Here is a 24,452-nt window from a genome sequence, read left to right as displayed (position 1 = left end):
CGCCCCCACCCCCCCCAACCCCCCCGCCCCCGCCGGCCCCCCCCCCACCCCCCCCGGCCCACCCCCCCCCCGCCGCCCGCCCGCGGGGGGGCGCCCGCCCCCGGCCGCGTCAGGGGCGCGGCGTGCGGAAGAGGGTCTCCTGGGTGAGGCTGGCGACCAGCACGCCGTCCCGGGTGTGGATCGTTCCGGTGTACCAGCCGCGCCCGGCGGCGACCGTCTGCGGGACGAGGTCCATCAGCACCCAGTCGTCCATCCGGACCGGCCGGTGGAACCAGACGGCGTGGTCCAGGCTGGACCCCGACCGGGCCGCGCCGTCGTGCAGCGCGATCAGCCCGCTGGAGATGTCGGACAGGTACGTCAGCACGCAGGCGTGGAGCAGGTCGTCGTCCGGGAGCGGCGCGGTGCAGCGCGACCACAGCCGCGTCGGGAAGTCGGCCGCCTCGTAGGGCTGCGGCGGCACGCGGCTCTCCATGGAGAACAGCCGCGGGACCGGGGAGGCCGGGAGGCCGTCCGGCCCGGGGACCCGCGGCGCCGGATGCACCTGCCGGTCCTCGTCGTCGGCGGGCCGCTGGAACGACACCGACATGTTGAAGATGACCTCGCCGCCCTGGAGCGCCACCACGCGGCGCGCCGAGAACGAGCGGCCGTCGCGGTCCCGGTCCACCCGGAAGATCGTCGGCCGCGCCGCGTCGCCGCCGCGCAGGAAGTACCCGTGCAGCGAGTGCGGCAGCCGCCCCTCCGGGACGGTGCCGCCCGCCGCGCGCAGTGCCTGCGCCGCGACCTGCCCGCCGTACAGGGGGTAGGGGTCGTCGAAGACGAGCGCTCCCCGGTAGAGGTCCCGGTCGAGCTCTTCCAGGTCCAGCAGCTCCAGGACGGAATGGAGGGACTCCAGCCGTCCTTCGGGCTCTTCGGAGATCGAGGGTCGCACGCTCGCGACGTTATCCGACCCGGGCGCGGGCCGGCCTGTCGGGCTGGGCCGGTCAGTCCCCCGGCGTCCCGGCGGAGCGCGTGCCGGGCCGCCAGAAGGCGGCCAGCAGGAGGGCGGCGCCGATCCCGCCGGCGAGGGCGGTGACGGCCAGGCCCGTCCAGCCCGCCAGGTCGCCGTCGATTCCGAGGACGCGGTCCAGGGACGCCGCGCCGCCGCCGAGCGCGCCCACCGCGCACGCCACCATCATGATCATGACTACGTACTCGTAGCCCTGGCCGGGGCGGAAGATGAAGAAGCCGTTGCGCAGGTGCGCGGTGACGAACGCGACGGCCATCGTGCCCACCGCGCCCGCCGCCGCCAGCGGCGTGAGGAGCCCGAGCAGCAGCAGGACGCCCGCGCCCAGCTCGGTGCCGGTCGCCATCAGCGCGTGCAGGCGGCCCGGCCGCAGCCCCATCGACTCGAACCAGCCCGCCGTGCCCTCGATCCTCCCGCCGCCGAACGCGTGGTTCCACCCGTGCGCGATCAGCGTGCCGCCGACGGACACCCGCAGGACCAGGGAGGCGATGTCGATCCCCGCCGCGTCAACAGCCATGCCCGGCCCTCTCCTCGTGTGCTGGGAACGCCCAGCAACGTACCGGACCGGGAGGGCGGCCAGCGCTTTGCATGCGCGGCTTCCGACCGCAGTGCGGCGCGCTGGTGATCCCGGCCGCCTCCGCGGTGTGCGACGCCCCGTCCTCCGCATATCCCGACGCCCGTGGGGCAGATCACAGAAAGTCGGGCTCCGCATCGCGTCACATTCGGACGCGTCCGGTCCATCTTTCTGTGTGAGCGGCACGGGCGCGGAGAGCTTGGGAGGCGGCATGGACAGCGTGGCGAGGAGATTCGACCTGACGATGCTGTACGCCGCCTACGGCGCCTTCCGCCGCGACACCGCCCGGTTGGAGGCGGCGGGCCGGCCCGGCACCGCCTTCGGATGGGCCGAGGCGGCGGACCGCTGGGCCCTGTTCACCGCCCACTGGAGCCTGCAGGACCGCGCCGAGAAGAACGCCCTCTGGAACGTCATGTACGCCAAGGACGCCGACGGGCCCGGGCGGGTCGGCGTGGTCCTCGACGCCATGGCGTCGCTGGCCCTGAAGGCCGTCCCGCCGATCGACGGCGTGGAGGCGGCGCTGGAGCACCGCGACCGCGACGCGTTCGCCGCGTACGCGCGCGATATGCGGGCCTCGGTGGACGCGCTGCTGGACTTCAAGGAGTCCAACGTCCTGCCCCTCATCCAGGAGACCCTCACCCCGTTCGAATGGGGCACCTTCGACGTGGAGCTCCGCCGCGAGCTGGGGCTGCGCGGGCTCGGAGTGTTCCTGCCCTGGCTTCTCGACGGCGCCCCGGACGGCACCCGCCGCGCCGTGCTGGGGCTGCTCCCGCCGCCGATCCGGCTCTGCTACCGGGCGCGCTGGCGTCCGCGCTACCTGCGCCGCGGCGGCCTCGCCGTCCGGGCGCGCTGATCCCGCCCGCCGGTCCCGCCCTGCCGGGACCCCGCACGGTGGACCGCGCCATGTGACGCGGTCCACATTCCGACATGTCACATTCGCGGTGTCTGCGTCGGTCTCATGCCCAGAAGCGCGACTGCCACAGCGCGACGGAGGGATGCGGACGATGGCGGGAACGAGGGCGCCCGGCGGGGCGCGGGCCGGCACGCGGAGGCCGCCCAGGGCACTGGACGTCACGACGAGGGCGCTCGACGAGCGGTTCGGCACCACCGGATTCGCGCGCAAGGCGCTGCGCAAGGCGTTCCCGGACCAGTGGACCTTCCTGCTCGGCGAGATCGCGATGTACTCCTTCGTGATCATTCTGCTGACCGGGGTGTACCTGACGCTGTTCTTCAAGCCGAGCATGCACGAGGTCGTCTACAACGGCTCGTACACGAAGCTGAAGGGCGTCGAGATGAGCGAGGCGTACGCCTCCGCCCTCAAGATCAGCTTCGACGTGCGGGGCGGGCTGCTCGTCCGGCAGATCCACCACTGGTCCACGCTCATCTTCATGGGCGCGATCCTCGTGCACATGCTCCGCAACTTCTTCAGCGGAGCGTTCCGCAAGCCCCGCGAGCTGAACTGGCTGATCGGCATCGCCATGTTCATGCTCGTGATGCTGAACGGCCTGTTCGGCTACTCGCTGCCGGACGACCTGCTGTCCGGGACGGGCCTGCGCATCCTGGAGGGCGTGCTCGCGTCGATCCCGCTGGTGGGCTCGTACGCGGTGATGTTCCTGTTCGGCGGCGAGTACCCGGGCACCGACATCATCCCGCGCCTGTACGTCATCCACGTGCTGCTGATCCCCGGCATCCTGGCGGCGCTGATCCCGCTGCACGCCGTCGTGCTGACCTGGCGGCAGACGCACACGCAGTTCCCGGGCAAGGGCAGCTCGAACACGACCGTCCGCGGCTACCCGTTCTTCCCCGTCTTCATCGCCAAGACCACGGCGTTCTTCCTGTGGGTGCTGGGCGTGACGACGCTGCTGGCCGCGTTCTTCCAGATCAACCCGATCTGGCTGTTCGGGCCCTACGACCCCGGCGCGATCAGTTCCGGGTCGCAGCCGGACTGGTACATGGGCTGGCTGGAGGGCGCGCTGCGGGTCATGCCGTCCTGGGAGATCAACGTCTGGGGCCACACCGTCGCGATGAGCGTGGTCGTCCCCGCACTCGTGGTGCCCGGGCTGCTGTTCACCGGGCTGGCCGTCTACCCGTTCCTGGAACGCTGGGTGACCGGCGACTCGCAGATCCACCACCTGCTGGACCGGCCGCGCGACGTCCCGGCGCGGACCGGCATCGGCGTCGGCGGCGTGGTCTTCTACGGGGGGCTGTGGCTCGCGGGCGGCAACGACGTCCTCTCCGACAAGTTCGACGTCCCGCTGTTCTGGACGACGTGGTTCTTCCGGTTCCTCATCGTCCTCGGACCGGTGCTCGCCTACGCCGTCACCTACCGGCTCTGCGTCGGCCTGCAGCGCCGCGACCTCGGCCTGGCCCACCACGGGCTGGAGACCGGCATCGTCCGCCAGTCGCCGGACGGGGGGTTCAGCGAGGTCGAGCGCCCGCTCCCGGACGAGGCGATCGCCGCGATCACCGATCCGCGCCCCGCGCCCGCCGCCGACCTGGACGTCCCGCCGCCCGTCGACGACGTCGAAAGCCCCCGCGGCCGCACCGCCCGGGGGCGCGTGCGGGCCGCCCTCAACCGCCGCTTCCGCGCCGACCTGGCCGTCGTCCCCGAACGCGCCCCGGTCGAAGCGGACGGCGAGCGGCCGGCGATCGAGGAGGAGGCCGCGTCACGGTGACCCGGGGCGCTCGAACAGGAGGCGGATGACCGGGCCGGCGGCCCGCACGGGGTCGTCGCCGAGGTCGCGCAGGGCGCCGCTCAGCCACAGGTGGGCGAAACCGTGCACGATCGACCAGGCGGCGATCCCGGCCGTCCGGTCCTCCGCGGGGCGGCCGGGCACGGTACCGCGGACGCCCTCGGCGAGCACGCGCCCGGCGCGGTCGCGCGCGGCGGCCACCTCCGGGTCGTCCGGGCGGTAGAGCGCGGGCGCGAACATGACCTCGAAGTGGACCCGGTGCTCGACGGCGAACCGCACGTAGGCGAGCCCGACGCCGTGCAGGTCGTTCCCGGCGGCCTCCAGGGCGTCGGCGAACAGCGCGTACCCCTCGGCGGCGACGGCCGTCAGCACGCCGGTCTTGTCGCCGAAGTGGTGCGCGGGCGCGGCGTGCGACACCCCGGCGCGGCGTGCCAGCTCCCGCAGGCTCCACGTGGCCGGGCCCGCCTCCGCGATCACCTCGATCGCGGCGTCGAGCACGGCCCGCCTCAGGTTGCCGTGGTGGTAGCCGTCGCCGCTCATGCCCGGAATCCTAGGGCGGGAGGACGGACGGTCCGTCAGTCTGCTCCTTGGCGAACGCGCGGAGGCGGGCCAGGTCCACCACGGTGATCCTGCGCCAGCCGGTGCGGATCAGGCCCTCGCGGCGCAGCCCGCTGAGCGCGCGGGCGACGGTCTCCCGGGAGGCGTCCATCCAGCTGCCGAGCTCCTCCTGCGACAGCGGCGGCCCGATCTCGATCGACCCGTCGGGCGCGGGCGGGGCGTGCTGGGCCGAGCGCTCCGCCAGCTCGGCGAGCAGGGCCGCCAGGCGCTCCGGACCCCGGCTCGTGATGTGGGCGGTCAGCCGCCGGTCGGAGTCGTCCATGCGCTGCACGAAGGTGCCGGTGACGAGCATCCACACGTCCGGGTGCGCGTCCAGGAACCCGGTGAAGCGGGCCGCGGGCACGACCAGGGCGCGGATCGGGGACAGCGCGGTGACGGTCGCGGCGCGCGGCCGCCCGCCGAGCACCGCGCTCTCGGCGAGCAGGTCGCCGGGGCCGCGGACGGCCAGCACCACGTCGTGGCCGTCCTCGGTCGCGGAGGTCACCTTCGCCCAGCCCCGCTCGATGATGATCACATGGTCGGACTCGTCGCCCTGGTACACCAGCGGCGCCTTGACCGGGAACGTGCGGGGACGCGCGGCGTCGCGCAGCGCGGTCCGCTGCGCGGGTTCGAGCGCCGACCAGAACGCGGAAGGCGGAGAGGACGCCGCGTACGGAACCAACAGCCGCCTCCTTTGCTCAGGGTTACCAGAACTGTAAACCCGCAGGCCCTCACTTGGGGACGGCCATGAGGCGCACGGCGAGCCCCGTGAAGACGGTTCCGCTGAAGATGTTCAGGCCGCGGGCGACGCGGCGGCTGCGCCGCAGGAGGTTCGCGAGGCGGCCGGAGAGGAGGCCGACGCAGGCGTCCACGACGAGGCCGAGCAGGACGAGCGTGACGCCGAGGACGAGCAGTTGCACCATCGGATGCCCCACGGAGGGGTTCACGAACTGCGGCAGGAAGGCGATGTTGAAGAGGATCACCTTGGGGTTCAGCAGGTTCGTGACGACGCCCTGCCAGAACGCGCGGAGCCGTCCCGGGCCGACCGGGGCCGCGCCCTCCTCCCCCGGCTCGCCGCGGTCCCGGAACGACCTGACGGCGAGGAAGAGGAGGTAGGCGGCGCCCGCCCAGCGCAGCACGTGGTACAGCGCCGGCAGCGCGGTGAACAGGGCGGAGAGGCCGAGCGTCGCGGCGACGGCGTGCGTCAGGGCGCCGGTGGCGACGCCCGCCGCCGCCATGAGGCCCGTGACCGGGCCGCCGCGCCCGCCCATCGCGACGATGAACATCATGTCGGGGCCGGGGGTGACGCAGAGCGCGAACGCGGCGACAACGAACGCCGCATAAAGGGAGGTATCTACCATGCCGAAATCATGCGGCAGGAGGCCGCCGCTCCGCGAGCGCAATACGGCGTCCCCGGCCCCGGGCGGGCGTCAGGCGGCCGGAGACGGCCGCGTCTCGATCGTCAGGGCCTCGTGGTCGAAGGACAGGTACCCGCCGATCTTCGCGGCGTCCTCCAGGGGCTCCTCGTACGACCAGGCGGCGTCCTCGGCGCCGGCCAGCGACCAGTACGCGGCCTCGCCCTTGTAGGGGCAGAACGTCCGCTTCTCGCTGCGGGTCAGCAGGTCGCGGCGGACGTCCTCGGCCGGGATGTAGTAGCGGTTGGGCAACCCGGTCTCCGAGATCAGCTTCGCCCGCCCGGTCTCGGCGACGACCTCGTCGCCGAGCAGCACCCGCACGCGCCGGGACGTGGCGCGGGCGTCGACCCGGTGGTACGGGTCGCGCAGGTGGCCGTGGACCTCCTCGTCCTCGTCGAACCAGGCGTCCATCCGGTTCCAGTAGAAGGCCATGTGCCCGCGCAGCCACGCCGCCTCCGGCTTCGGGTCCGGATACCCCCACACCGCGTTCTCGGCCGCCCGGTCGCCCACCCGCACCGTCCAGTACGCGGCGTCGCCCTTGAACGGGCAGTGCGTCGCGTGGACAATCTTCTCCAGCAGGTCGGTGCGCACGTCCTCCTCGGGGACGTACAGGACGGGCAGCAGCCCCGTCTCGTGGAGCAGCTTCCCGCGCTCGGTGTCCAGCACCGTCTCCCCCGCGAAGCGGGCGCGGACCCGGCGCGGGAAGTCGTGCATGAACAACCGGTGCGCCGGTCCGTCGATCGTGAAGTTGACCTCGTCGCCGGGCGAACCGGCGAGCGGGCCCGGCTGCATGGTCAGGGACATGGCGCGGCTCCTCAGACTGCCTGACTGCTAGACACCGGTCGGCATCGTCTCCAGTTCACCACGGCGCGCCGCCTCCAGGTGCAGCGGCTGGAGCGCCGAGGTGGCGCGGAACCAGCCCAGCGCGTCGTAGCGCTCGGCGAGCCGTGTCGGGACGTACTGGCGCGAATCCCGGTCCGGGTCGTACACGACGCCGATCGCGCGGTGCCCGAGCGTGCCGGTGAAGAAGTCGGGCTTCTCCCGCTCCGGAGGCACGACGAACATCGCCCGGTGCAGCTCCGACTCCGCCAGCACCTGCTCCAGCGAGCCGTGCGCCGGCGGCGGGACGTGCATGACCTCCATCGGGGCGCCCCAGGCCGGCGCCGCGACGACCTCGCCGGGGCCGGCCGCGAAGCCGACCAGCACGACGCCGTCGGCTCCGTGCCGCTCCCTGGCGAGCTGGCCGAGGTTGACCATCCCGGCGCCGGCCATGTCGGTCGCCCGCGCGTCGCCCACATGGGTGTTGTGCGCCCACACGACGGCCTTGGCGCCGTGGAAGTCCATCAGCCGGTCCAGCGTGTCGGCCATGTGGACGTCCCGGACGTTCCACGACTCCGGCCCGCCGCCCAGCATGGTGCGGTAGTAGTGCTCGGCGCCCGCCGCCACCTCGGCGTTCTGCCGGGCGTCGAACTCCTCCTCCGGGTCGCCGGCCTCCCCCGGCGGCGCCGGGCGGCGCAGCGCGGCCAGCAGTTCCAGCACCTCCGCCGCGCAGCCGCCCGGGACCAGGGCGGCGTTCCACCCGTAGGAGCGGGGGTCGTGGCCGTGCGGCTCGAAGCAGCGGTACGCCTCCAGCGCCGTGTCCAGGTACTCGGGGCGGTGCGCCGCCAGGTAGTCGACGACCGCCCGCAGCGAGTCCCAGAGGCTGTAGACGTCCAGGCCGTGGAAGCCGGCCCGCTCGGCCGGCGGAAGGCCCGCGTTGCGGTCGCGCAGCCACCGGCAGAACCGGACGGTCTCCTCGTTGGCCCACATCCACGTCGGCCAGCGCTCGTAGGCGTTCAGGGCGGCCCTCGGATCCTGGTGCGCCCCCGGCGCGAGCGTCACGCAGCGGTCGACCCGGCGGCAGTCGGGCCAGTCGCCCTCGACGGCGACGAACCCGAACCCGCGCTCGGCGATCAGCCGCCTGGTCAGCGCGGCCCGCCACGCGTAGTACTCGTGGGTCCCGTGGCTGGCCTCGCCGATCAGCACGCACCGGCCGTCCCCGATGCGGTCGAGGAGCGGGTCCAGATCCTCCGCGTACTCCAGCGGCAGCGCGGCTCCGCGCACGTCGGCGGCGGCGCGCCCTTCCCGGCCTCGCATGGCGACGTCCCCCTCGCGTCCTCCGTCGCGTCCAGGTCCTTACTCTTCGCCTTCCCGGGATTCGGGAAGGCGAAGCGCGCCGGCCGGGATCGGGGCGTGTCAGGGGTCCCGCCGGATGCCCGTCGTGCGGGCGCGGTAGTCGCTGGGGGTCTGGCCGTAGGCGGCGCGGAACGCGCGGCTGAAGGCGGCGGCGTCCGGCAGGCCCCAGCGGTTGGCGATCGCGCCGATCCGCTGCGTGCCGAGGAACGGGTCGCCGAGTTCGCGGCGGCAGTGCTCCAGGCGGCGGGTCCGGACGTACCGGGCGACGGTCGTCCCGGTCGGCGCGAACACCCGGTAGAGCTGGCGGACGGAGATGTGGTGCGCGGCGGCGATCGCGGCGGGGCTCAGCGACGGGTCGTGCAGGCGCGCCTCGATCCACTCCTCGATCGCCCGCAGCATCTCCGCTCCCTCCGGCGACGGGGACGCGGGCGCGCCCAGCCACTCGCTGGCCGCGCCGGTGACCAGCTCGACGAGGGCCCCGCCGAGGTGGTGGGCGTAGATCTCGTCGGACGCCCCGCCGAACGGGTCGCCCGCCGCGGCCCCGCTCCCCGTGGCGGGCCCGGCGCCGTTCGGGGCGGCTCCCCGCTCGCCGTCCTCGGCGCCGCTCTCGGCCAGGGCGCCGAGGAAGGACGAGACGAGCCGCCCGGTCCGGGCCCGCCCGCCGAGCAGCGTGCCGCCGAACGCGGCGAGGCGCTCCCGCGGCAGCGGCACGGCGCTGTGCGGGATCACCACGGTGAAGATGTGGTGGGCGTCGAAGGAGATCTCCACGGGACGGGTCAGGTCGTAGAACACCACGTCCCCCGCGCCGACCACGGCCCGGCGGCCGTTCTGCCGCAGCACGCACGAGCCGCGCAGCACCAGGCCGAGCTTGTAGCACTCGCGGGTGTCGCGGGCGATCTGCAGGGCGCTGCGCCGCACCGCGTGCGCGGGCGCGTGCACGTCGCCGGCCTCCACCGGGCCCAGCACCCGGCCGCTCAACCGGGCGGCGAACCCTCCGGGCAGGCACGGCTGCACGTGGAACGGCCCGAAGGCCGAGCTGATCAGGTGGCGCCAGTAGTCCGCCTGGTCGCGGGCAGGGTGGTCCGAGGTGTCAACGAGCGTGGGCATGACGCTCCTCCGGTCGGCGGGCGGGGTCTCGGACGCCAACCGCAAGGCTTCTACGGCGCGTCAGGAAGGTCAATGAGCGAGTCAGCACGACGCTTCCGGCGGGCTTTGGCACTCGCCGCCAAAGTCACGGCACGCAGCGGCAAGACCGCCCCTTCCCCGGCGGCTTATACATGTCGCGGACCGACTCCCAGGGAGCCCCGCCAACCGGAAGATCCCGGACGACCCCCGAGAGGAACCCCCATGCCAGCCGACGAGCAGGAGACCGGCACCGGCCACGAGCCCGGCACCGGCGACGGCCAGGACAACGGCATCAGCCGCAAGAACTTCATCGTCGCCGCGGGCGCGGCGGGCATCGGCGCGCTCGCGCTGCCCACCGCCGTGTCCGCGGTGACCGCGCCCGCGCAGGCCCGCACCGAGCAGCGGCCGCTCACCCCGACGCCCAAGTGCGACGACGGGGACGACACCCCGACGCACTCGCAGATGGAGGGCCCCTACTTCAAGCCCGGGTCCCCCGAGCGCGCGTCGATCGTGACGCCCGGCATGCCGGGGACCCCCCTCACGGTCTCCGGGATCGTCTACTCGATGTCGTGCACGCCGGTGGCCCACGCCCTGCTCGACTTCTGGCAGGCGGACTATTACGGCAATTACGACAACTACGGCTACAAGCTTCGTGGACATCAATACACGGACGCTTCGGGACGATTCACCCTCACGACGATCGTGCCGGGCCTCTACCCCGGCCGCACCCGGCACATCCACGTCAAGGCACAGGCCCCCTACCGGCAGATCCTGACGACGCAGCTGTACTTCCCGAACGAGCCCCGCAACAGCTCCGACTCGCTCTACGACCCGGCGCTGCTCATGAAGGTCCAGACCACTCCCACGGGCCGCACCGCGAAGTTCGACTTCGTCCTGCAGGTTCCCTGACCGGGGTTCCGCGGCCGGATTCCGTCACCGCTCCCGCGGAATCCCGCCCCCGCCAAGGCACCGGCGCGCCTTGGCGGGGGCTCCCGCTGTGTGACTGCGGGGGCTCCCGCTGTGTGACTGCGGGGGCTCCCGCCGTGTGACTGCGGGGGCTCCCGCCGTGTGGCTACGGGGGCTCCCGCCTGCGGCTTTTCGCGAGGTTCCCCCGGCGCGCCGCGCCGTTTCGCGGGGAACGGGACCGAGACGTGATGCGAATCGGCCACGAAACGGCAAAGGAATGGATAGTCTCCCACCGATCACTTTTGGTTGTGTAAGGAATCTGGGAGCACACGCCACATGAGCGCTGCCAACCGGGCACAGGTCATCACACGGTGGGGGGCCATCGCCTTCATGGCGGCCGCGGTCCTGACCGCCACCGCCGGTGGCTTCGCCCAGTCCTATGCCGGTCTCTACCACTGGGCCCTGGAGCACGGCCTGCGGGGATGGAAGGCCGAGTCCTTCCCCCTGCTGGTCGACCTGTTCATCATCGTCGGTGAACTCGGGCTGTTCCTGCTGGCCATCGACGCCTTCGTCATCAAGCGCCGGGCCCTGATGAGCTGGCTCGACTTCTGCCTGCCGCTGACCATCGCCCTCGCCGGGTGGACGGCCAGCCTCATCTTCAACGTCGGCCATGTCGGCCACAAGACCTTCTCCTTCCAGGCGACGGCCGCGGTCCCGCCGATCGTGTCGATGCTCGGCCTGTTCGTCCTGCTGCGGACGCTGCACCGGTACGTGTCGCAGAGGACCGAGGAGGAGGAGGCCAAGCAGCCCGAGCCGCAGACGCGCGCGATCGCCGGGCCGGTCACGCTGAACCAGATCACCCTGATGCCGCTGCGCAACACCGGCCCGTTCGCGCAGATCCAGGTGCCCGGGTACTCCGGCAAGGCGATCGAGTCCGGGACCGCGGGGAGGGCCGAGGCCAAGGGCGCGCCCGCGGGCGAGGCCGCTCCGGCCCCGGCCGCACCGGCCGCCTCCGCTCCGGCCGCGGCACCCGCCGCGACCGAGGCGCCCGCGCCCGCGCCGGTCCCCGAGCCGGAGCCGGAGCCGGAGCTGGCCGTGGTCAGCGCCGCGTCCCGCGGCAGCCTCAACGGCCGCAGCTCCTACGGCACCGTCACCGAGGAGGAGGCGCCCGTCGGGCCCGCGCCGGAGAACCTGCGGTCCCTCGTCATCGACATCCTCGAACGCCGCCACGGCGACGTCGCCGCGACGCTCGCCGAGGTCAGGGCCGAGGGCTACCGCTGCGACGAGGCCGAGATCCAGCGGATCAGCGACAACCACTGGTTCCCGTACGCGGTGTACCGGCTGCTGGCCAAGCACCACGGCGACGGCGAGCTGGTCGCCCAGGAGCTGAAGGCCCAGGGCATCGTCTACGACCAGGTGACGCTGGACGCGCTCGTCCAGTCCTGGCGCGTCTGACCCCGCGCTCTTTCCGCGCGTTCCGGACCGGCCGCCCGCCACCGCGGGCGGCCGGTCCGCGTTCTCGCCACCCGCCGCGCGCGGGTCAGCGGGCGCCGCGGCCCGCCTTCTGCAGCGCGGGCTCGCCCGAGGCGTCGTCGTCGTGCACGTAGCGGCGCCCGCGCAGCAGCGACACCAGCGCCGCGACCAGCGACATCGCGATCGCCATGCCGAACACGATGACCAGGCCGTGGTGGAACGGCTCGGAGATCAGGTGCGGGAAGTACGAGCGGCCGGTGAGGGTGGCCACGTCGTCCGGCGCGAGGCCGCCGAGCACGTGGAACTGCGCGAGCAGGTTCTGGATCGGGTTGTAGCCGAGGAACGCGGCGAAGAGCGTGCCGACCGGCGGCAGCTCCCCCACCTGGGCGGCGGGCCCGGGCGGGACGCCGTGCTCGGTCAGGCCCCGCGTCAGCGTCCTCGGCAGCGTGTCGGACAGTCCCGCGATCATCAGGGAGAAGAACACGCCGATCGACAGCACCATGCCGGCGTTCATGAAGGTGGCGCGCATCCCGGAGGCCACGCCGCGCTGGTCCGCCGGGACCGAGTTCATGATCGCGGTGGTGTTGGGCGCGGCGAACAGCCCGGAGCCGATCCCGTTGAGGAAGATCAGCAGCGCGAAGGTGGCGTACCCGAAGTCGGTCGGGATCACCAGCAGCCCGGCGAACGCCAGCGCCGACAGCACGAGGCCGCCGGAGGCGAACGCGCGGGCGCCGTGCCGGTCGGACAGGTGCCCCGAGATCGGCCCGGCGACCAGGAAGCCGGCGGTGAGCGGCAGCAGGTAGATGCCGGCCCACAACGGGGTGGCCTCGTAGTCGTAGCCGTGCAGCGGCAGCCAGATGCCCTGCAACCAGATGATCAGCATGAACTGCATCCCGCCGCGCGAGATCGCGGCGAGCAGCCCGGCCAGGTTGCCGGCGGCGAACGCCCGGATCCGGAACAGGCTCAGATGGAACATCGGCTGCTCGACCCGGGTCTCGATCCAGCAGAACAGCGCCAGGACGGCGACGCCGCCGATCATCCCGGCGAGCACCCAGGGGTTCGTCCAGCCCATGTCGTGCCCGCCGTAGGGCTGGATCCCGTAGGTGATCGCGGCGAGCAGCGCGGTCAGCCCGACCGCGAACGTCACGTTGCCGAGCCAGTCGATCCTCGCGCCGACCGCCCGCCTGGCGGTCTCGACCAGGCTCCGGTACGCCCAGAGCGTCCCGACGATCCCGATGGGCGCCGAGGCGAAGAACACCAGCCGCCAGTTGATCTCGCTCAGCAGCCCGCCGGCGACCAGGCCGATGAACGTCCCGGCGATGCCCGCGACCTGGTTGACGCCCATCGCCATGCCGCGCCGGTGGGCGGGGAACGCGTCGGTGAGGATCGCGGCCGAGTTCGCCATCAGCATGGCGCCGCCGATCCCCTGGAAGACCCGCCAGCCGATGAGCCAGAGCGCCCCGGCGCCCCCGTGCAGCGGGTCGAGCGCCAGTACGAGCGTCCCGACCGTGAAAACCGCGAACCCGGCGTTGTACATCCGCACGCGCCCGAACATGTCCCCGAGCCGCCCGAGCGTCACCACCAGCACCGCCGAGACGAGCATGTAGCCCATCAGCATCCAGAGCAGGTAGCTGACGTTGCCGGGTTCGAGGGGGTTCAGATGGATGCCGCGGAAGATCGCCGGCAGCGAGATGATCACGATCGAGGAGTTGACCGTGGCCAGCAGCATGCCGAGCGTCGTGTTGCTCAGCGCGATCCACGGATAGTGCTTGGACGGCACGCCGCGCCCTCCCCCGTCGGAGATACTTTCTTACGCTAACTAATCATAAACCCGTCGAAACCGGCCAGTCCGGATAGGCTTACTCCGGTGGACGGACGACACCGGCTGGACCTGAGCGACGAGGACCTCCTCGCCTTCTGGCGGGAGCGCCACCTGTGCACGCTCGTCACCCTCCGCGCCGACGGGACCCCGCACTCGGTCCCCGTCGGCGCGACGCTGGACGCCGGCACCGTCCGCGTGATCACTTCGGCCTCCTCGGCGAAGGCCCGCCATGTCCGCGACGCGGGCGCGTCCGGCCTGCCCGCGGCCGTCACGCAGGTGGACGGCCGCCGCTGGTCGACCGTCGAGGGCCGCGCCGTCCTGCGGACCGACCCGGACTCGGTGGCCCACGCGGAGGATCTCTACACCGCCCGCTACAAGCCCCCGCGCCCGAACCCGAACCGCGTCGTCATCGAGATCACCCCGACCCGGGTGCTGGGCAACCTCTGACACCGCCTTCCGGCGGCGGGCGCCGGGACGGCGGTCAGTAGCCGTAGGCGACCGCGCAGCTCTGGCCACCGTCCACGGTGTCCCTGAAGTCGCCTTCGGTCACCCTGCCGAAGGAGTCGACTCCTCCGAGGCAGGCGTACCGGGGGCCGTCGTCGGTGGCCAAGCCGAGAACCATCCCGCCGCCGGGATCCAGCCTGATGGTCCGGGTGACCTTCATCGGCTTGCCGGCGGCGAACGAGAACAGGACGAAGCTCGGCGGGCGCGCCTTCCTCATCGCGCCGTAGCCCGCACGCCCGCCCGGGTTCATCACGGCCGTGGTGACCGCGGCGGAGTCGTCGGGCTGCCGGAACAGGACGCGGCCGTCCCGCAGATCGGCGCTCCGCCCGTTCGTGTCGAGGGCGTACACGGTAACGTTCCCGACCCCGCCCTCAAGGAAGGGATTGTGCGCGGCATCCAGCCGCACGTCGCTGACGGCGTAGCCGAGCGTGCGGCTGTCGCCCGCCCAGACGATCTCACCGACGAGTGAGGGGGCGGCCGTGCTCCAGGCTCGCGTCCGGCCCGAGCCAAGGTCGAGGACGCTCACCACCGCCTGGGGCTGCGCGCCATTCGCGCAAGGAGCCGTCGCGTAGGCGAGCCGTTCACCGTCCGGGCTCATGGCCAGCCCGGCCACGCGCGCCGGAACGGTGTCTTCCACGAGCGGCCCGAGATCCTTCACCCGGCCGCCGCCGGTGAGACGGAACCGGTGGAACCGGGTCGTGCACGTCTTCTCCTTGAAGGCGGAGAACACGAACACGCCCCCCGGCCCCTCGATGAGCGACCGCGCCGCTCCGGCCGATCGCGGCGCGGGCACCGAGTCCACAGGCCGCCCCCCGCCCGCCTGAACCGCCCTGACCTCGAACCACGGCTCCGGGCCGCTCCCCTGGGAGGCGCTTCCGAACCTGCCCACCGCGACGATGAAGCGCGGCCTGCGCTGGTCACCGGGCAGCGCGGTGGTGGCCGCCGACCCGTCCACCAGCAGGTTCACGGCGCCGATGGAGGCGGCGACGGACACGGCCAGCGCCAGCGGGGCCGCCCATCGCCGGACGGCCCACGACCTCGGCCGGGCTTCTTGCCGCTCGTCCCCTTCGTCCGCCATCTGATGATCATGCCCTCCAGGCGGGGCGCCGCGTCGCCGTTTCGCTTCGAGCGCGGCGTCCCGCGGGCGCGCGCCAGGGTGCGCCTCCGGTGCCGCGCGCCTGGTGGGCACGGTCCATCGGTGAGGGATCGCCAGTGCCCACGGCGGCGCGTCCGGATCCGGCCAGGGCGGTCCTCGGGTCAGCCGCGGGCGGTGGCGACGGCCGCCTGACCGAGGCTGATGCCGCCGTCGTTGGGAGGGACGCGGTGGTGGGTCAGCACGTCGAAGCCCGCGTCGGCCAGGCCGGAGACGGCGCGGCCGAGCAGGAGCATGTTCTGGAACACCCCGCCGGAGAGCGCGACCGTGCCGAGGCCCGTCTCCGACCTGATGCGGGAGGCCGCGGCGACGACGAGCGCCGCGACGCCGTTGTGGAACCGCGCGGCGATCGCAGGGACGGGGACGCCGGCCCTGAGGTCGCTCACCACCGCGTCCACGAACTCGCCGCCCGCGACCGTGAAGCCGGTCGTGCCGTTCAGCGTCGCCGGGTAGGCGCCGGTCTCGGCGGGGTCGGCGCACTGCTCCAGTTCGACGGCGGCCTGCCCCTCGTAGTTGACGCGGTCGCGGACGCCGAGGACGGCGGCGACCGCGTCGAAGAGGCGGCCCATGCTGGAGGTCGGCGGCGCGTTGACGCCGCGCCGGGCCAGGGCGGTCACCGCGGCCCAGTCGGGGCGGCGGGCCACCGGCAGGTCGCCCGGGACCCCGTAGGCCGCCGCCATGCGCCACGGCTCGCGGATCGCGGCGGCGCCGCCGGGCAGCGGAACCGGTTCCAGATGCCCGGCGCGCTCGAAGCCGCGCAGGTCGGCGACCAGGAACTCGCCTCCCCACAGGGTGCCGTCGGTCCCGTACCCGGTGCCGTCGAACGCGACGCCGATCACCGGGCCGTCCGCGCCGTTGTCGGCGAGGCAGGAGGCGATGTGCGCGTGGTGGTGCTGGACGGCGACCCCGGGCAGGTCCTGGTCGAGCGCGTACTTCGTGGACAGGTACTCCGGGTGCGGGTCGTAGGCGATCAGTTCGGGCGCGATGTCGAACAGCCGCCGGAAGTGGCCGATGCCCTCCTCGAAGGCGCGGAGCGTCTCGTGGTTCTCCAGGTCGCCGATGTGGTGGGAGACGAACGCCCGGCCGTCGCGGGTCAGGCAGAACGTGTTCTTCAGCTCCGCGCCGCAGGCCAGCACCGGGCGACCGGCGGGGACGGGGATCGGCTCCGGCGCGTAGCCGCGGGAGCGGCGGACGGGGAGCGGGCGGCCGCGGAACGTCCGCACCACCGAGTCGTCGGTGCGGGTGTGGATGGGACGGTCGTGCAGGAGGAAGGCGTCGGCGATGCCGGCGAGCCGCCCCAGGGCGTCCTCGTCACGGTAGGCGATCGGCTCGTCCGAGACGTTGCCGCTGGTCAGGACGACCGATTCGGTGACGAGCAGGTGGTGCAGCGGGGTGTAGGGCAGCAGAAGGCCGACGGACCGGTTTCCGGGTGCGACCGCGTCCGCCAGGGCGGCGCCCGGCCGGCGCCGCGCGAGCACGATCGGGCGCCGCGGCCCGGTGAGCAACTCTTCCTCGGCGGCCGAGAGGTCGCACAGGGCCCGGGCCGCCTCCAGGTCGGGGACCATCACGGCGAACGGCTTGTCCTCGCGGTGCTTGCGGGAACGCAGCGCGGCCACCGCCCCCGGGTCCGCCGCCCGCGCCGCGAGGTGGTAGCCGCCGAGGCCCTTGACCGCGAGGACCCCGCCCCGCGCCAGCACCGCCCGCGCGGCCTCCAGGGGCTCGTCGGCGTGGGGGCGCAGGGCGAGGGACGGGCCGCAGGCCGGGCAGCACACCGGCTGGGCGTGGAACCTGCGGTCGGCCGGGTCCTCGTACTCGGCGGCGCACGGCCCGCACATCGCGAAGCCCGCCATGGTGGTGTTCGGACGGTCGTAAGGCACGCCCGTGACGATCGTGAAACGCGGCCCGCAGCCCGTGCAGTTGATGAACGGGTACCGGTGGCGCCGGTCGCCCGGGTCGCGCATCTCGCGCAGGCAGTCGTCGCAGGTCGCCGCGTCCCAGGACACGAGGGCCCGGCGCTCGCCCGACGCGTCGCTGCCCACGATGGCGAAGCCGCCGCGCCCCACGGCGTCCAGCTCCCGCGTGGTGACGCGCTCGACGAGGGCGAGCCGGGGCGGGCGCGTGCGCAGCCCGTCCAGGAACCGCCCGACCTTGTCGGGAGCGCCCTCGACCTCGATGAACACGCCGCCCGCGTCGTTGCCGACCAGCCCCGACAGCCCGAGGCCGGTCGCGAGGCCGTGCACGAAGGGCCGGAAACCGACGCCCTGCACGACCCCCTCGACGCGGACACCGACCCTGACGTCCACCCCGCCATTGTGCCCTGCCGGTCACCGTCGGTGACCGAAGGCTACCGGGCGTGTCCCGACGGACGACTCCGCGGCAGGAGGGGCGGACGCCGGGCGTGTTCGGCGCCGGAGGTCACTGCTCCCCGGTGTACATGGCGATGGTGAAGTCCGCCGCGGTGCGGGCGGTGGCCTCGTCGGCGCCGGCCGCGACGTCGGCGGCGTACCAGCCCTCGCCGGCCTGCCGCGCGAACTCGCGGCCCTCCTCGGACATGGCCCAGGAGTCGCCGAGCTTGGCCCGGGCGTCCTCGCCGGACTCCACGTGGATGGTGAGGCCGAGGAGCCCCATGTCCCAGCCGATGCCGACGACGCCCGGGCCGAACTGGTTCTGCGAAGGGTCGACGAGGGCGGTGTGCTCCAGTTCGAACCGGGTCCGGCCGTCCGCCTCGGGGGTCAGCCGGACCTCGATCCAGGTGGTCTGGCCGCCGTACTCCCACGTCGCCGCGAACCCCTTCGGCGGGTCGCAGCGCTCGATCGTCCCGCTGGCGTTGCCCTCCAGATGGAAGCGGCCGCCGAGCCGCAGGTCGCCGGAGACGGGCAGGAACCAGCGGGAGATCCGCTCGGGGTCGGTGACGGCGTTCCACAGGTCGTCGACGCCGGTGTCGTAGACCCTGCTGATCGTCGCGGTCCTCGCGGTGCCGGACTCCAGCGCCTTCTCGCCCACCGTGCGGGTGACCGTGTTGATCTGGCCGGTGACTTCGATCATGTCTCGCTCCCTGGGTCGTCCTGATGCGTGCGGTGTGCGCGCTTCCCGCGGGCGATCTCGGTCGCCAGGGCGTCCAGACGCGGCGTCCAGGACCGGCGGAAGCGTTCGAGCCACGCGTCCAACTCCTGCAGCGGTGCTGAGTCGACAGCGTAGAGCCGGCGCGTCCGTTCCGCCCGCACGACGGCGAATCCGTTGTCGCGCAGCACCTTCAGGTGCTGGGACACGGCGGGCTGGGAGATCCCGAACTCCTTCCGGACGACCGCCGTGAGGTCGCCGGACGAGCGCTCGCCGTCGGCGAGCAGTTCGAGGATCCGGCGCCGGACGGGGTCGCCCACCACATCGAATGCGTGCACGTGACCCAAGTTACAGGCTCGGCTTATATAAGCCAAATCTCAAGTTCAGTGTCCGGCGAGAAGCCTCTCGAACGGGACGGGCGCCTCGTACGGATCGGCCTTCGGCGGGGCCGGACGGGCCTCCACCAGGGCGGCCAGTTCCGCTCCTGCCCGGGCGACGCGTTCGGGCAGGGCGGTCTCGGCGCTCCCCCAGTCCGCGGACGCCGCGAAGACACCGGTCGGGACGACGCTAGCGCGCAGGTAGGCGAACAGGGGGCGCATCGCGTAATCGATCGCCAGGGAGTGCCGGGCGGTACCGCCGGTCGCGCCGAGCAGCACCGGCGTGCCCTCCAGGGAACCGCGTTCCAGGACGTCGAAGAACGTCTTGAACAGCCCGCTGTAGGACGCGTTGAAGACGGGCGTCACGGCGATGAGGCCGTCGGCGTTCGCCACCGTCTCGATGGCGGTGCGGAACGTCCCGGACGGGAAGCCGGTCAGGGTCGCGTCGACCATGGCGTGCGCGTGGTCGCGCAGCTCGACCGTCTCGACGGTCGCGCCCTCCCGGAGGGCCCCGGCCGCCGCCTCGGCGAGGCGGTCGGCCAGGAGCCGGGTGGACGAGGGCTGCCCGAGCCCGGCGGAGACGACGGCGAGCGTGGTCATCGCACCTCCTCGGTGAGACGGGACGCGTGGGTCGGGGCGGTCGCCGGGACGTGCGCGGGACGCAGCGACTCGAACTCCTTGCGCAGCACGGGCACGACCTCCTCCCCCAGCATGTCGATCTGCTCCAGGACGGTCTTCAGCGGCAGGCCCGCGTGGTCCATCAGGAACAGCTGGCGCTGGTAGTCGCCGAAGTGGTCGCGGAACGTCAGCGTCTTGTCGATGACCTGCTGGGGGCTGCCGACCGTGAGGGGCGTCTCCGAGGTGAACTCCTCCAGGGAGGGCCCGTGCCCGTAGACGGGCGCGTTGTCGAAGTACGGGCGGAACTCGCGGACGGCGTCCTGGGAGTTCCTGCGCATGAAGACCTGGCCGCCGAGGCCGACGATCGCCTGGTCGGCGGAGCCGTGCCCGTAGTGCTCGTAGCGGCGCCGGTACAGGCCGATCAGGCGCTGGAAGTGGTCCGTCGGCCAGAAGATGTGGTTGGCGAAGAAGCCGTCGCCGTAGAAGGCGGCCTGCTCGGCGATCTCCGGGCTGCGGATCGAGCCGTGCCAGACGAACGGCGGGACCCCGTCCAGCGGACGCGGCGTCGAGGTGAACGACTGGAGCGGCGTGCGGTGCTTCCCCTCCCAGTCGACGACGTCCTCGCGCCACAGCCGGTGCAGGAGGTGGTAGTTCTCGATGGCGAGCGGGATGCCGTCGCGGATGTCCTTGCCGAACCAGGGGTAGACGGGGCCGGTGTTGCCGCGGCCCATCATCAGGTCCACCCGGCCGTCGGCGAGGTGCTGGAGCATCGCGAAGTCCTCCGCGATCTTCACCGGGTCGTTGGTGGTGATCAGAGTGGTCGCGGTGGACAGGATCAGCCGCTCGGTGCGCGCCGCGATGTAGCCGAGCATCGTGGTCGGGGAGGACGGCACGAACGGGGGGTTGTGGTGCTCGCCGGTCGCGAAGACGTCCAGGCCGGCCTCCTCGGCCTTGAGCGCGATCGCGACCATGGCCTTGATCCGCTCGGCCTCGGTCGGGACGCGCCCGTCGGTCGGGTCGGGGGTGACGTCGCCGACCGTGAATATCCCGAACTGCATGCCGGCCTCCAATAGTAGAACTTTCAATTATCCTACCGAACCGCGACCCCCGGGCGGGTATTCCTGCCCCGCCGCCCGGGAGGACGCGGTGACCGCCCTGCTAGGCGACCTGAGCCGGCAGCAGCGGCGCCGGGCGCGGGACGGCGGGCAGGAAGAGGCGCCCGCTGAGCGCGCCCCGGACCGTCCGGACGCCGGCCACGGCCCAGGCCGTGACGAGAAGCAGGTAGAGGAGCACGGCCACGCCGGTCAGCGCGTCCAGGCCCGTGATCCGCGACAGGCCGGACGCGCCGGTCACGCACGTCCCGACCGGGAAGGTGAACGCCCACCACGTCATCGCGAACGGCATGCCGCCGCGCAGCGCCCGCAGGTTGGCGGTCGCCGCGATGCCCAGCCAGAGCAGCGCGAAGCCCATCACCGGCGCGCCGTAGAGGACGGCGAACGCGCGCGCCGCCGCCGCGTATCCGGGAGCGGCCTGCCCCGCCGCGTTCGCGATCTGCACGACGGCCGTGGTGGACTGCCCGAGCGGCCCGAGCACGAGGAACAGCGTCGGCGTGAGGGCCACCGGTGACGGCGGCCCGCCGGCGAGCCGCGACCAGATGCCGGGCAGCAGGACCAGCGTGGCCAGCAGGCTCGCGCCGAACAGGCCGTAGCAGCCGAACATCATCGTGGCGCGGGCCTGCCCTTCCGGCAGGTGCGGGACGAGCGCGGGCCCGAGCGCCGCGGCGACCATCGGGGCGACGACGGGCAGCAGCCAGGTCGGGTTCGCGGGCCCCGGCCGGTGCCTGGTGATCATGAGGTAGGGGACGCCGGCGGCGGCCAGCACGGCGTAGAGGGTCCCGAGCGTCCAGAGGACGGCGTCCAGGGCGATCGCCGCCCGGATGCCGATCACCTCGGGGCCGAGCATGAGCGTCCCGTAGCCGACGGCGAGCATCGCCATCGGCGGGCAGCCGTAGAACACCGCCGTGGCCGGGTTGTCCAGGAGCTGGGACCGCGCCACGTCCGTGTGCCGGGCGAAGTGGACGGCGCGCGCCGCCATGAGCGCGACGAGCATCAGCAGCGAGCCCGCCCACACGACCACGGCGAAGGCGTGCAGGCCGGGGACGTCGACCGGCAACGCGTTCGCCCCGTTCGCAACGATCGACGTGCCCATGACGGCCGCGTACCAGTTGGGACCGAGATGCCGGAACGCCTCGGTCGGGCGGTCGAGCGCGCCCAGCAGGGCGCGGTTCGGGGTGGGAAGGCTCATGACGTCCAGGTTCCACCGCATTCGCGGCCATCAGTAGAGGTCATGGCTCTATGGGGTCATAAAGCAAAGCTATGGGTCCGTAGAATCGGGGTCATGGCCGTCTCGCACCGCGTCCCCGACCTCGGCGCCCTCGAACTGCTGCTCGCCGTCGTCCGGCTCGGCAGCGTCGGGCGCGCGGCGGCCGAGGTCGGCGTCACCCAGCCCGCCGCCAGCGCCCGCATCCGCTCGATGGAGCGGCAGCTCGGCGTGGCACTGCTCGAACGGTCGCCGCGCGGCTCCCGTCCCACCGAGGAGGGCGCGCTGGTCGCCGAGTGGGCCCGGCAGGTGGTCGCGGCGGCGGAGGCGCTCGACGCGGGGCTCGACGCGCTGCGGGAGCGGCGCGACGGGCGGCTGCGCGTCGTGGCGAGCCTCACGGTCGCCGAGTACCTGATGCCCGGCTGGCTGGTGACCCTCCGGACCGTCCGCCCGGGCGTCGCGGTGACCCTGCGCACCGCCAACTCGACCGTGGTCGCCGAGCAGGTGCGCGGCGGCGGCGCCGACCTCGGGTTCGTCGAGGGGGCGCGCACGCCGGCCGGGCTGCACGGCACCGTCGTCGCCACCGACCGGCTCGTCGTCGTGGTCGGCCCGCGGCACCCCTGGGCGCGGCGGCGCTCCGGGGTCCCGGCCGCCGAGCTGGCGCGGACGCCGCTCGTCCTGCGCGAGGAGGGGTCGGGGACGCGCGAGGTCCTGGACCGGGCGCTGGCCGCGCACGGCGGGACGGCGCCGCCGATGCTGCAGCTCGCGTCCACCACCGCGCTGAAGGCGGCGGCCGTCTCCGGAGCCGGGCCGGTCGTGGTGAGCGATCTGGCCGTCGCCGACGAGGTGGCCGCCGGGCGGCTGGTCTGCGTCCCCGTCCCCGAACTGGATCTCGCGCGCCCGCTGCGCGCGGTCTGGCCGGCGGGCCGGCGCCCCGCCGGTCCCGCCCGCGACCTCCTGGGCCTGACCCGCGCGTCCCGCGCCGGCGGCTAGCCGTGTTCCGAAGTCCCGGCCCACTTCGCTCGCCTGGCGGCTCGCGGCGTGACCGGGCCTGGGCGCTCGGGCCCGTGGTCAGCGGTCGAGCGGGACCTCGGCCCCCGGGCGGGGCGCGCCGGCGGCGGTGAACACGGTCTGGATCTCCAGCGCGATCGCGATCTCGTCGCCGAGCATGACCCTGTCGCCCTGCAGCGGGATGTTGAACTCGATGCCGAAGTCGCGGCGGCTGATGGAGGCGGTCGCGGTGAATCCCGCGCGGACGCCGCCCCACGGGTCGGGGCCCACGCCGTGGAACTCGGTCAGCAGCCGGACCGGACGGGTCACGTTCTTGATCGTCAGGTCGCCGAGCAGGTGGTAGCGGGGGGTGCGGGCGCGGCGGCCGGTCTTGGCACGTTCCACGCCGGTGCCGGCGAAGCTCATCACCGGATGGCGGCGCACGTCGAGGAAGTCGGCGGAGCGGACGTGCTCGTCCCGCTCGGCGCTGCGGGTGTCGATCGATCCCATTCGGATCTCCGCCCGGGCGGTGGACTCCATCGGGTCCTCCCCGATCACGATCTCGCCCTCGAAGTCCGGGAACGAGCCGCGCACCGTCGTCATCAGGTGCCGCACCGAGAAAGTGATCTCGGAGTGGACCGGGTCGATGGCCCAGCGGCCGGCTTCGAGGTCGGGTACCTCGCCACCCATAAATCCCCCAAAAGTCAGATAACTCGGCAAAAGTACCCCAAAACTCACTCTGGTCTGTCCGGGCTCCGAGGGGGAATGCTTCGTACATGATCGGTGAACACGTGCTGGCCGGATACGTCCCCGACGCGGGCGGCCGGGAGGCACTCGACCTCGCCCGCGGGATCGTCGCGCTGACCGGCGGCCGGCTGAGCGTAGCGACCGTCCATCCGCCGGACCTGCCCGCCGCGGCCGGCGAGGCCCGCGCGCTCCTGGACCAGGTGGCCGACCTCCTGGACGGCGAGCCCGCGGACCTGCTCGTCCAGGAGGGCCGCAGTGTCGGGCGCGGCCTGACCGTCCTCGCCAGCCGGATCGGCGCCGACCTGATCGTCGTCGGCTCCCCCGAGGGCGGCGCCCGCGGCCGCATCGGCGTCGGCGCCGCCGCCGACCACCTGCTCCACTCGGCGACCGAGGCCGTGATGCTCGCCCCGTCCGGCCACCGGCCGCCCGACGAGCTGGCCCGGATCACGGTCATGTACGTGCGGCGGCCCCAGTGCGACGAGGCGGTCATCCGCGCCGCCCAGGCCGCCGAGCGGCTGGAGGTGCCGCTCCGGCTGGTCACCCTGGCCATCGGCGACGTCAACCCCGAGCCCCTCCGCGACGACCTCGCCCTCGCCATCCGGCTCGCCCTGGACTCCGCGGAACTGGTCCCCGAGGACGTCACCGCCGAGGTCGCCGAGGGCGACGACGTCGCGGACGCGCTCGAGGACGTGGACTGGCCCGAGGGCGAGCTGCTGGTCTGCGCGTCCAGCGAGGACGCCGCCGCCCACCGCGTCTTCCTGGGCGAGGTGGCGCTCAAGGTCCTGCGCGCGGCGCCCTGTCCGGTCGCCGTCCTCCCGCGAGGCTACTACTGAGTAGTCCCTTATGACCGTTTCCATGGAAGCGGTTGCCGCCCACCGTTTACCTCGGCTACATTCCGTCG

The 24,452-nt window shown here is 73.3% G+C and carries 24 protein-coding genes; 7 read left to right on the top strand and 17 right to left on the bottom strand.

The genetic code is table 11. The features are described from left to right. Positions 1-109: 109 nt before the first annotated feature. Both AB0C87_RS32265 and AB0C87_RS32260 read right to left on the bottom strand, forming a co-directional pair. Positions 110-928 carry an acyl-CoA thioesterase domain-containing protein gene (locus AB0C87_RS32265; RefSeq protein WP_360580972.1) on the bottom strand — a complete coding sequence of 273 codons (819 nt, stop codon included), beginning with the start codon at positions 926-928 and terminating at the stop codon, positions 110-112. A gap of 52 nt (positions 929-980) precedes the next feature. Next, a complete protein-coding gene (locus AB0C87_RS32260) occupies positions 981-1,520 on the bottom strand; it encodes a DoxX family protein (protein WP_345183790.1) in 540 nt (179 codons plus the stop codon). A 268-nt stretch (positions 1,521-1,788) separates the two neighbouring features. Here AB0C87_RS32260 and AB0C87_RS32255 point away from each other — a divergent pair, with 268 nt between their 5' ends. Beyond that, complete coding sequence (locus AB0C87_RS32255) at positions 1,789-2,430, top strand: hypothetical protein (RefSeq protein ID WP_345183788.1); 642 nt, start codon at positions 1,789-1,791, stop codon at positions 2,428-2,430. Positions 2,431-2,581: 151 nt separating this feature from the next. Continuing rightward, on the top strand, positions 2,582-4,252 hold the full coding sequence (locus AB0C87_RS32250) for a ubiquinol-cytochrome c reductase cytochrome b subunit (RefSeq protein ID WP_345183786.1): 1,671 nt from the start codon (positions 2,582-2,584) through the stop codon (positions 4,250-4,252). Here AB0C87_RS32250 and AB0C87_RS32245 read toward each other — a convergent pair. The 6 genes from AB0C87_RS32245 to AB0C87_RS32220 form a co-directional block, all read right to left on the bottom strand. Continuing rightward, a complete protein-coding gene (locus AB0C87_RS32245; RefSeq protein ID WP_360580970.1) occupies positions 4,244-4,810 on the bottom strand; it encodes a TetR/AcrR family transcriptional regulator in 567 nt (188 codons plus the stop codon). The genes AB0C87_RS32250 and AB0C87_RS32245 overlap by 9 nt on opposite strands. A 10-nt stretch (positions 4,811-4,820) precedes the next feature. Next, the gene (locus AB0C87_RS32240; RefSeq protein WP_360580968.1) at positions 4,821-5,549 is read right to left on the bottom strand and encodes a Crp/Fnr family transcriptional regulator; all 729 of its coding nucleotides are present in this window, start codon (positions 5,547-5,549) and stop codon (positions 4,821-4,823) included. Between the two features lie 49 nt (positions 5,550-5,598). Further along, the gene (locus AB0C87_RS32235; protein ID WP_345183780.1) at positions 5,599-6,228 is read right to left on the bottom strand and encodes a LysE family translocator; all 630 of its coding nucleotides are present in this window, start codon (positions 6,226-6,228) and stop codon (positions 5,599-5,601) included. Between the two features lie 69 nt (positions 6,229-6,297). After that, complete coding sequence (locus AB0C87_RS32230) at positions 6,298-7,086, bottom strand: DUF427 domain-containing protein (protein ID WP_360580966.1); 789 nt, start codon at positions 7,084-7,086, stop codon at positions 6,298-6,300. 27 nt (positions 7,087-7,113) lie between these two features. Continuing rightward, positions 7,114-8,418: an erythromycin esterase family protein gene (locus AB0C87_RS32225; protein ID WP_360580964.1), complete on the bottom strand. Its 1,305-nt coding sequence runs from the start codon at positions 8,416-8,418 to the stop codon at positions 7,114-7,116. A gap of 99 nt (positions 8,419-8,517) precedes the next feature. Next, the gene (locus tag AB0C87_RS32220) at positions 8,518-9,564 is read right to left on the bottom strand and encodes a helix-turn-helix domain-containing protein (protein WP_345183774.1); all 1,047 of its coding nucleotides are present in this window, start codon (positions 9,562-9,564) and stop codon (positions 8,518-8,520) included. A 240-nt stretch (positions 9,565-9,804) separates the two neighbouring features. Here AB0C87_RS32220 and AB0C87_RS32215 point away from each other — a divergent pair, with 240 nt between their 5' ends. Together AB0C87_RS32215 and AB0C87_RS32210 are read left to right on the top strand one after the other, a co-directional pair. Then, positions 9,805-10,491, top strand: a complete 687-nt coding sequence (locus AB0C87_RS32215) for a dioxygenase (protein ID WP_345183772.1) — start codon at positions 9,805-9,807, stop codon at positions 10,489-10,491. 333 nt (positions 10,492-10,824) lie between these two features. Beyond that, the gene (locus AB0C87_RS32210) at positions 10,825-11,943 is read left to right on the top strand and encodes a DUF2637 domain-containing protein (protein WP_360580962.1); all 1,119 of its coding nucleotides are present in this window, start codon (positions 10,825-10,827) and stop codon (positions 11,941-11,943) included. A gap of 85 nt (positions 11,944-12,028) precedes the next feature. Here the strand turns inward: AB0C87_RS32210 and AB0C87_RS32205 are convergent, their stop codons facing one another. After that, positions 12,029-13,741 (bottom strand): MFS transporter, encoded by a 1,713-nt coding sequence (locus tag AB0C87_RS32205; protein WP_360580960.1) that lies wholly within the window; start codon positions 13,739-13,741, stop codon positions 12,029-12,031. A gap of 87 nt (positions 13,742-13,828) precedes the next feature. Between AB0C87_RS32205 and AB0C87_RS32200 the strand changes: the two genes are divergently transcribed. Next, entirely contained in the window at positions 13,829-14,230 is a 402-nt protein-coding gene (locus tag AB0C87_RS32200; protein WP_360580959.1) for a PPOX class F420-dependent oxidoreductase, read from the top strand. A 34-nt stretch (positions 14,231-14,264) separates the two neighbouring features. On the opposite strand, the gene AB0C87_RS32195 is transcribed toward AB0C87_RS32200, so the two are convergent. From AB0C87_RS32195 to AB0C87_RS32165, 7 genes are all read right to left on the bottom strand, one after another. Then, on the bottom strand, positions 14,265-15,365 hold the full coding sequence (locus tag AB0C87_RS32195) for a hypothetical protein (protein WP_360580957.1): 1,101 nt from the start codon (positions 15,363-15,365) through the stop codon (positions 14,265-14,267). A 179-nt stretch (positions 15,366-15,544) separates the two neighbouring features. Then, a complete protein-coding gene (gene hypF / locus AB0C87_RS32190) occupies positions 15,545-17,743 on the bottom strand; it encodes a carbamoyltransferase HypF (protein WP_345183762.1) in 2,199 nt (732 codons plus the stop codon). A gap of 112 nt (positions 17,744-17,855) precedes the next feature. Continuing rightward, a complete protein-coding gene (locus AB0C87_RS32185) occupies positions 17,856-18,485 on the bottom strand; it encodes an SRPBCC family protein (RefSeq protein WP_345183760.1) in 630 nt (209 codons plus the stop codon). After that, the gene (locus AB0C87_RS32180; protein WP_345183758.1) at positions 18,482-18,838 is read right to left on the bottom strand and encodes a metalloregulator ArsR/SmtB family transcription factor; all 357 of its coding nucleotides are present in this window, start codon (positions 18,836-18,838) and stop codon (positions 18,482-18,484) included. Before AB0C87_RS32180 ends, AB0C87_RS32185 begins: the two co-directional genes overlap by 4 nt. A gap of 45 nt (positions 18,839-18,883) precedes the next feature. After that, on the bottom strand, positions 18,884-19,477 hold the full coding sequence (locus tag AB0C87_RS32175; RefSeq protein ID WP_360580955.1) for an FMN reductase: 594 nt from the start codon (positions 19,475-19,477) through the stop codon (positions 18,884-18,886). Beyond that, positions 19,474-20,553: an LLM class flavin-dependent oxidoreductase gene (locus AB0C87_RS32170; RefSeq protein ID WP_345183754.1), complete on the bottom strand. Its 1,080-nt coding sequence runs from the start codon at positions 20,551-20,553 to the stop codon at positions 19,474-19,476. Before AB0C87_RS32170 ends, AB0C87_RS32175 begins: the two co-directional genes overlap by 4 nt. Before the next feature lie 100 nt (positions 20,554-20,653). Beyond that, positions 20,654-21,799 carry a TDT family transporter gene (locus AB0C87_RS32165; RefSeq protein ID WP_360580953.1) on the bottom strand — a complete coding sequence of 382 codons (1,146 nt, stop codon included), beginning with the start codon at positions 21,797-21,799 and terminating at the stop codon, positions 20,654-20,656. Between the two features lie 93 nt (positions 21,800-21,892). Here AB0C87_RS32165 and AB0C87_RS32160 point away from each other — a divergent pair, with 93 nt between their 5' ends. Then, entirely contained in the window at positions 21,893-22,807 is a 915-nt protein-coding gene (locus tag AB0C87_RS32160; RefSeq protein ID WP_345183750.1) for a LysR family transcriptional regulator, read from the top strand. Positions 22,808-22,885: 78 nt separating this feature from the next. Here the strand turns inward: AB0C87_RS32160 and AB0C87_RS32155 are convergent, their stop codons facing one another. Continuing rightward, on the bottom strand, positions 22,886-23,494 hold the full coding sequence (locus tag AB0C87_RS32155; RefSeq protein ID WP_360580951.1) for a YceI family protein: 609 nt from the start codon (positions 23,492-23,494) through the stop codon (positions 22,886-22,888). Between the two features lie 86 nt (positions 23,495-23,580). On the opposite strand from AB0C87_RS32155, the gene AB0C87_RS32150 reads away from it, so the two are divergent. Beyond that, on the top strand, positions 23,581-24,384 hold the full coding sequence (locus AB0C87_RS32150) for a universal stress protein (protein ID WP_345183735.1): 804 nt from the start codon (positions 23,581-23,583) through the stop codon (positions 24,382-24,384). Positions 24,385-24,452 lie beyond the last annotated feature (68 nt).

Source organism: Actinomadura sp. NPDC048021, assembly GCF_040653135.1.
Taxonomy (GTDB): domain Bacteria; phylum Actinomycetota; class Actinomycetes; order Streptosporangiales; family Streptosporangiaceae; genus Spirillospora; species Spirillospora verrucosospora.
Note: the sequence above shows the minus strand (reverse complement) of the source record. Positions and strands in the feature narration are given on the sequence as shown.